Source organism: Streptomyces sp. NPDC005393 (assembly GCF_040606675.1).
Taxonomy (GTDB): Bacteria; Actinomycetota; Actinomycetes; order Streptomycetales; family Streptomycetaceae; genus Streptomyces.
The window spans coordinates 88,043-95,445 of sequence record NZ_JBEXFG010000029.1 but is presented as its reverse complement, the minus strand read 5'-3'; the positions used below and the strand labels follow the sequence as shown (position 1 = coordinate 95,445).

Here is a 7,403-nt window from a genome sequence, read left to right as displayed (position 1 = left end):
TCTGGCGTTGACTTTTGGCACGCTGTTGAGTTCTCAAGGAACGGACGCTTCCTTTGAAACCGTATCACCGGTTTCTCCGGGCGCTTCCCTTCGGTCTTTCGTGTTTCCAACCTTACCAGATCCGTTTTCCGTTCCGTTTCCGGTCCGAATTCCGTTTCCGGCCCCCTGTTGGAGCGGGGTGTTTCGCGCCTTCCGGCGTGTTCACTACTTTAGCGGATTCCCCCCGATGCTCATAATCGAGCTTCCGTTCCGAATTTCGGCATGCCGAAATCGATCCCGATGAGGGGCCGTGCAGTAGTGGTTTGCCGCCGGTGCGGCGTGAGTGGCTGTCCCGTTTCCCTGCGGGCTCCGGGACAACTCGAAGAACACTACACGACGCTCCCGCGACCATCAAACCCGTGCCGAGCCGCCCCGCAGGGCGTAGCATCGTCGTCATGACGAAGCATGCGCACACCGCACAGTGGTGGGCCGCCTGACGGCGGCCGATCAGCGCATGCACCTCCACGGCCGCCGCTCCGGCGGCCGTTCGCGTATCCCCTCCCCCCGCGAAGCCCGGCCGGCCGGACCCGGCGGTCCCAAGACAGCGGGAGATGGCACGGACATGGGATACACGAAGACGTCGCGGCCCCGGATCTTCAGCGGGATCAAGCCGACCGGGCATCTGACGCTCGGCAATTACCTCGGGGCCGTACGCCGTTGGGTCCGGGAGGACCAGCACCGTGCCGACGCGCTGTTCTGCGTCGTCGATCTGCACGCGCTCACGGTGGAGCACGATCCGGCCAGGGTGCGGCGGCTCACCCGGCAGGCCGCCACGCTGCTGCTGGCCTCCGGGCTCGACCCCGCGCTGTGCACGGTGTTCGTGCAGAGCCAGGTGGACGAGCACGCCCGGCTGTCCTATCTGATGGAGTGCACGGCCACCGACGGCGAGCTGCGGCGGATGATCCAGTACAAGGAGAAGGCCGCGCGGGAGGGAGCGCGGGGCGGGAGCGTACGGCTGTCGCTGCTCACCTATCCGGCGCTGATGGCGGCCGACATCCTGGCGTACGGGACGGACGAGGTGCCGGTCGGCGACGATCAGACGCAGCATGTCGAGCTGACCCGGGATCTGGCGCAGCGGTTCAACCAGCGGTACGGACCGGTCTTCACCGTGCCGCGGGCGACGCATCCGGAGGTCGCCGCGCGCGTGATGGATCTGCGGGACCCGGTCTCGAAGATGGGGAAGTCGCACGCCGAGACGGCCGGGATCGTCTATCTGCTCGATGAGGCGGACGCGGTGCGCAGGAAGTTCATTCGGGCGGTCACGGACAGTGGGAGCGAGGTCCGGTACGACCGGATGGAGCAGCCCGGCGTGGCGAATCTGCTGGATGTGCTCGCCTCGTGCACCGGCGGCAAGCCGGAGGTGCTGGCCGAGGAGTACGCGTCGTACGGAGCCCTGAAGCTGGCGGCGGCCGAGGCGGTGGTGGAGGTGTTGCGGCCGATCCGGGCCCGGCACGCGGAGCTGTGCGCCGATCCGTCGTATGTGGACGGGGTGCTGCGGGCCGGGGCCGAACGGGCGCGGGGGCTGGCCCGGCCCCGGGTGGACGCGGCGTATGCGGCGGTCGGGCTGTTGCCGCCCGCCTGAGTTCGGCGCCGGGGTTCGTTCCCCCACCCCGCTCGTTTCCGCCGCATCCGCTGTGCGGCCCCGCCGCGTGAGGGGGCGAGGCCTCGCGGATCGGGGAGGGGCGGGGTGGGGAGCGGGCCCGTCGCAGGGGTCAGCTGTTGCCGGAGGCGAGCTCGCGGCTGCGGTCGCGGGCCGCCTCCAGCGCGGCGATCAGTGCGGCGCGCACCCCGTGGCTCTCCAGTTCGCGGATGGCGCTGATGGTGGTGCCCGCGGGGGAGGTGACCGCTTCGCGCAGCTTGACCGGGTGCTGGTCGCTGTCGCGCAGCATCACCGCCGCGCCGATGGCGGCCTGGACGATCAGGTCATGGGCCTTGTCGCGGGGCAGGCCGAGCAGGATGCCCGCGTCGGTCATGGCCTCGACGAGGAAGTAGAAGTACGCCGGGCCGGAGCCGGAGAGGGCGGTCGCGGCGTCCTGCTGCGATTCGGGGACGCGGAGTGTCTTGCCGACGCCGCCGAAGATCGCCTCGGCGTGGGCGAGGTGCTCCTCCGTGGCGTGGCTGCCCGCCGAGATGACGGACATGGCCTCGTCGACCAGCGCGGGGGTGTTGGTCATGACCCGCACGACCGGGGTGCCCGCGGCCAGCCGGGTCTCCAAGAAGGAGGTGGGGATGCCGGCGGCGCCGGAGATGACCAGCCGGTCGGTGGGGACGTGGGGGGCGAGCTCGTCGAGCAGTGCCCCCATGTCCTGGGGCTTGACGGTGAGGATGAGGGTGTCGGCGGACTTGGCGGCCTCGGCGTTGGAGACGGCCTCGACGCCGTAGCGGGTCCGGAGCTCCTCGGCGCGCTCGGGGCGGCGGGCGGTGACCAGCAGATCGGACGGCGACCAGCCGCCTCGGATCATTCCGCTGAGAAGGGCTTCGCCGATCTTTCCCGTGCCGAGCACGGCGACCTTCTCCGTCATGGTGCGGCTCTCCTCGTGCCTGGCTGCGTGGAGCGGTTACCCCCGCCATCCTCGCATGCGCGGCCATGGGGCAGCCTGCCGCGTTTTATTCACCGTTGGATGATTTAAATTCCACCCGGCTACCCGGCGTGACCGTCAGGGCCGTCCGCGCCAGCGTCCGCCGGGGCGATCGGAGCCGTCGCCTCCTGTTTCGGTGACTCCGTGTTCACAGGTTGGTTACATATCGACTTGCACATGGTCACGGTGATCCGGACACAATGAGATCAGGTGTCGATACGTGTAGGAGGGGGGCGATGGTGAGGACGATCCGGCATACCGCTCGTGCTGTGTTAGCCACGGTATCCGTATTGCTCGCCCTCTTCATCGCGGCGGATAGCGCGTCCGCGCAGGTCACCCACCCCGAGGCGATCAGCGCAACCGCATCTGCCGATCCGCGGCCGATCGTCGAGGCCGCCGCCTCCCTGCACCACGACGCCGGGGCAGAGGACTGCCAGGGGCTCCGCGGCGGGCGGGCCCCGCTCACCGCTCCCACCCCCAACGGCACATACGGATGTGTGTGCGGTTGCGATGCCGGTGTGCCGGTGCCGCGTACCGCGATCACCACATCGCTCACGGGACGGCAGGCCGTTCCCGTGTCGAGATCGGGCGAAGTACCCGTCATCCTCCAGATCTTCCGCTGCTGAGAGCTACGCCGTCGTGGCCCGGCGGTCTCATCACGCATCCCACGCATCTCACGCTCCTCATCAGCAAGCGATCACAACCGCCAGCGACCGATTCCATCGATCCCACTGACGTAGCGCTATGCCGCGCCCTCGCCTGCCCATGAGCCGGTGACGAGGCGCACTGGAGGCAACCCTCATGCGAAATTCTCTCCTCGACCGTCTCCGAGGTGCCGAAGGCACCTCAGGCTCCTCCCGCGGCGCCGGGACACTCCGCGCCGACTTCACCGCTTCTCTCGTCGTCTTCCTCGTCGCCGTGCCGCTGTGCGTGGGCGTGGCGGTCGCCTCCGGTGTGCCGGCCGAGCTCGGCCTGATCACCGGCATCGTCGGCGGGCTGGTCACCGGCTTTCTGCCGGGCAGCAGTCTGCAGGTCAGCGGCCCCGCCGCGGGTCTGACGGTGCTGGTCTACGAGGCGGTCGAGGAATACGGCCTCGCGGCGCTCGGCGTGCTCGTCCTGGCGTCCGGACTGCTGCAGCTGGCGATGGGCGCGCTGCGCCTGGGCCGCTGGTTCCGCGCGATCTCAGTCGCCGTGGTGCAGGGCATGCTCGCGGGCATCGGCCTGGTGCTGATCGCCGGACAGCTGTACGCGCTCGCCGACGCCAAGGCGCCGAGCAGCGGTGTCGACAAGCTCGAGGGGGTTCCGGGGCTCATCGGGGACGTGGCCGGTTCGGCCGACGCGCTGAAGGCCGTCGCCGTAGGCGCCGGAACGATCGCGGTGCTGGTGCTGTGGCCGCGCTTCCGCCGGGGGGCCAAGGTGCTGCCCGCGCCGCTCGCGGCGGTCGCGCTGGCGACCCTCGCGACCGCGGGGCTCCATCTGCCGGTGGCCCGGGTCGAGGTGCAGGGGCTGCTGGACGCCGTACAGCCGCCCGGCGGCAGTGAATTCACGGCGCTCGCCGAGGTGGGCGTCATCGGGACCGTTCTCGCCTTCACGCTGATCGCCTCGGCCGAGTCCCTGTTCAGCGCGGCGGCCGTCGACCGGCTGCACGACGGTCCGCGCACCGACTACGACAAGGAGCTCATGGCGCAGGGCGCGGGCAACGCGCTGTGCGGTGTGCTCGGCGCGCTGCCGATGACCGCGGTGATCGTACGGAGCGCGGCCAATGTGCGGGCGGGCGCGAAGACGAAGGTCTCGCGGATTCTGCACGGTGTGTGGCTGCTGGTCTTCGCGGTGCTCTTCCCCTCCGCCCTCGGCGTCATCCCGGTGGCGGCGCTGGCCGGTGTGCTGGTGCACGCGGGCTGGAAGCTGATCCCGGTCAGGGATCTGGGCCCGCTGTGGCGGGAGCACCGGGGCGAGGCCGTGGTGCTGATCGCGACCGCCGGCGCGATCGTGATCACCAATATGTTCGAGGGCGTCATCATCGGGCTGCTGATGGCGGTGGCCAAGACCGCCTGGGCGACCTCGCATGTCCATGTGGAGGTCAGCGAACTCGACAACGGGGCGGCCGAGGGGGCCGGCGCGGACGACAAGCCCGTGCGCGTCCGGGTGCTCGGCAACGCCACCTTCCTGCGCCTGCCCAAGCTGCTCGACGAGTTGGAGGCGCTGCCCCGGGAGCGCGCCGTGGAGCTGGACCTGAGCGGGCTGCGCCATGTGGACCACGCCTGCGGTATGGCGCTGGCCACCTGGGCCGAACGGCACAACGCGGTGGTCAGCCATGAGGCGGCCCCCGAGGAGCCGATCCCGGCCTAGACCGCCCCTCCCCCGGTCACCGGCCCCCGGCGCCTTCTCGCGCCGGGGGCCTGCCCGTTGGTGACGAGGGGTGCGTACGCCTTGCCCGAGATCACCCTGCCCCTCCACCAGACGCGCCGATTAGGCTGAGGCGACTTGACGGGGGGCCGAGGGGAGGGGTGGCGGTGCCGCTGAGCGCCGGGGATCCGAAGACGATCGGCGACTACGAGCTGCGGGACCGGCTGGGCTCCGGCGGCATGGGCGTCGTCTATCTGGCGCGCTCGGCCTCGGGCAGACAGGTCGCGGTCAAGGTCGTGCACGCGCAGTTCGCGGAGGACGAGGAGTTCCGGACCCGCTTCCGGCAGGAGGTCGCGGCGGCGCGCCGGGTCAGCGGGGCGTTCACCGCGCCCGTCGTGGACGCGGACGCGGACGCCGAGCGCCCCTGGATGGCCACGCTCTACGTCCCCGGGCCCACCCTCTCCGAGCGGTTGACGGACGGCGGGCCGCTCGACGCGGCGGAGCTGCGGCAGTTGGCGCTGGGGCTGACCGAGGCGCTGGGCGACATCCACCGGGCGGGTGTGGTGCACCGCGATCTCAAGCCCGCCAATGTGCTGATGGCGGACGACGGTCCGCGCGTGATCGACTTCGGGATCTCCCGGGCCGGGGACAACCAGGCGCTCACGGTGACGGGCCGGGTGATGGGCACCCCGCCGTTCATGTCGCCCGAGCAGCTGAGCCGGCCGCGCGAGGTGACCGGTGCCTCGGACGTCTTCTCGCTCGGCGCGCTGCTGGTGTACGCGGCGATCGGGCGCAGCCCCTTCGACGCCGAGTCCCCCTATATGACGGCGTACCAGGTGGTCCATGAGCCGCCCGCGCTGGAGGAGGTCGCACAGCCGCTGCATGGCATCGTCGAGCGCTGTCTGGCCAAGGATCCGGAGGCCCGGCCCGGCCTCACCGAGCTGGGGCGGCTGTTCGCCGGGCTGCCGGGGAGCGGCGAGGTCCGGGCGGCCGGCGGCGGGGGGACGAAGAGGAAGCGGGCCTGGCGCGGCGAGCGCACCTGGTCCACGACGCTCAGCGGGATCCACCGGCGCCGCCCCGTCCTCGCCACGGTGGCCGTCGTCGGGGGGCTCGCACTCGGCGGGGGCACGCTCGCGCTGGTCGCCTCGCACAGCAGTGGTGTCCGTACGACCGGTTCGGCCGCTACGGGCGGCGAGCCGACCGTCTCCGTGCGGGCGATCGCGCTCCCGGACGGGTGGCGGCCGTGGCAGATCTCGCTCGTCACGGCCGCGGGCCCCTTCTCCACGCCGTCGGACGGGCCGATCACGGGCGACGATGTCGCCGGACGGTGCGCCCAGGGCGGTACGAAGCTCTACTGCGGCGGCAACGGCTTCCCGACGGTCCGGGTCGACGGTGTCACCGGCCATGTCGACTGGCACACCCCCGACCTGTCGGCCGGTGACGAGAACGAGATGCTCACCAGCGGTCCGACCGGGATGCGGGACGGGCGCGTCCTCGTTCACGACAGCCCGACCGACGCGGTCACCCGGCTGGTCGCGCTGGACGCGGACTCGGGCCGGAAGACATGGTCGCGCGAGGTGAGCGACGGCGCCGACGCGGTGCTGTTCGGCCATGCGGTGCTGGAGAGCGACCGGGGCGACCGCTCCCTGACCGCGTGGAAGACGACCACGGGCGAGAAGCTGTGGACGGTGCCCGTGCCCAAGGGGCAGCTGTGCACGGCCGAGGCGTACGGCGAGGTGCCGTACGCCGAGTGCACGGACGCCGACGAGAGCGGGCCGGCCCGGACCACCCTGCTGCGGCTCGACCCGCGGCACGGCACCCCGACCAGGCTGGCCCGGCTGAAGAACACCGAGAACCCACTGGGGGTGGACAGCCGGGATCTGCTGATGCTGCCGGCCACCGACGCCTACGGGGCCGAGCCCTACCCGTATGTGATCCGGGTGGACACCCGCACCGGCGCCCAGCGGAAAGTGAAGCTCCCCCGGAACGCGCAGGGCACGGCCACCCTCATCGACGGCCGGCTCTACTTCGTGCAGGAGAGCGGCAGGGTCACCGCGGTCGACGCGAGGAGCGGACGGCAGCTGTGGAGCCGGCCGACCACCGTTGAGCGGCTCGGGGCGCCGCAGGTGTCGGCGCCCGAGAACACCGTCTATCTGTGCAGCGCCAGCGGGCGGCTGCTCGCGCTGAATCTGCGGACCGGCGAGGAGTTGTGGCAGACCGCCGCGCGCAGCGGGTCCAGCGGCTCGGGCGGCGGTGTGGAGTCGACGCAGGTGCTGCGGGTGCGCGGCGCGTTGGTGGCGCTGGCCAGCGATGGGACGCTGTTCTCGGCCGACCCGCTGCACCCGGACGCGAAGCCCGTCATCAGCGGGCCGCCCACCAGGAGCGGCCCGCCGGTGAAGTCCTCGACGCCCGGGCGCCGTTGAGCCCTCGCCGCTTGGG

General features: G+C 71.5%; 5 protein-coding genes. 4 read left to right on the top strand and 1 reads right to left on the bottom strand.

Annotated elements, in window-relative coordinates:
- The first annotated feature begins 601 nt into the window (after positions 1-601).
- Positions 602-1,621, top strand: a complete 1,020-nt coding sequence (gene trpS / locus ABZS71_RS23055; protein ID WP_356213023.1) for a tryptophan--tRNA ligase — start codon at positions 602-604, stop codon at positions 1,619-1,621.
- A 130-nt stretch (positions 1,622-1,751) separates the two neighbouring features.
- Here the strand turns inward: trpS and proC are convergent, their stop codons facing one another.
- Complete coding sequence (gene proC / locus ABZS71_RS23050) at positions 1,752-2,561, bottom strand: pyrroline-5-carboxylate reductase (protein ID WP_355849397.1); 810 nt, start codon at positions 2,559-2,561, stop codon at positions 1,752-1,754.
- Positions 2,562-2,887: 326 nt separating this feature from the next.
- Between proC and ABZS71_RS23045 the strand changes: the two genes are divergently transcribed.
- From ABZS71_RS23045 to ABZS71_RS23035, 3 genes are all read left to right on the top strand, one after another.
- A complete protein-coding gene (locus tag ABZS71_RS23045; protein ID WP_355849395.1) occupies positions 2,888-3,244 on the top strand; it encodes a hypothetical protein in 357 nt (118 codons plus the stop codon).
- Positions 3,245-3,419: 175 nt separating this feature from the next.
- Positions 3,420-4,967: a SulP family inorganic anion transporter gene (locus ABZS71_RS23040; RefSeq protein ID WP_356213020.1), complete on the top strand. Its 1,548-nt coding sequence runs from the start codon at positions 3,420-3,422 to the stop codon at positions 4,965-4,967.
- A 164-nt stretch (positions 4,968-5,131) separates the two neighbouring features.
- Entirely contained in the window at positions 5,132-7,387 is a 2,256-nt protein-coding gene (locus tag ABZS71_RS23035; protein ID WP_356213017.1) for a protein kinase, read from the top strand.
- Positions 7,388-7,403: the final 16 nt, after the last annotated feature.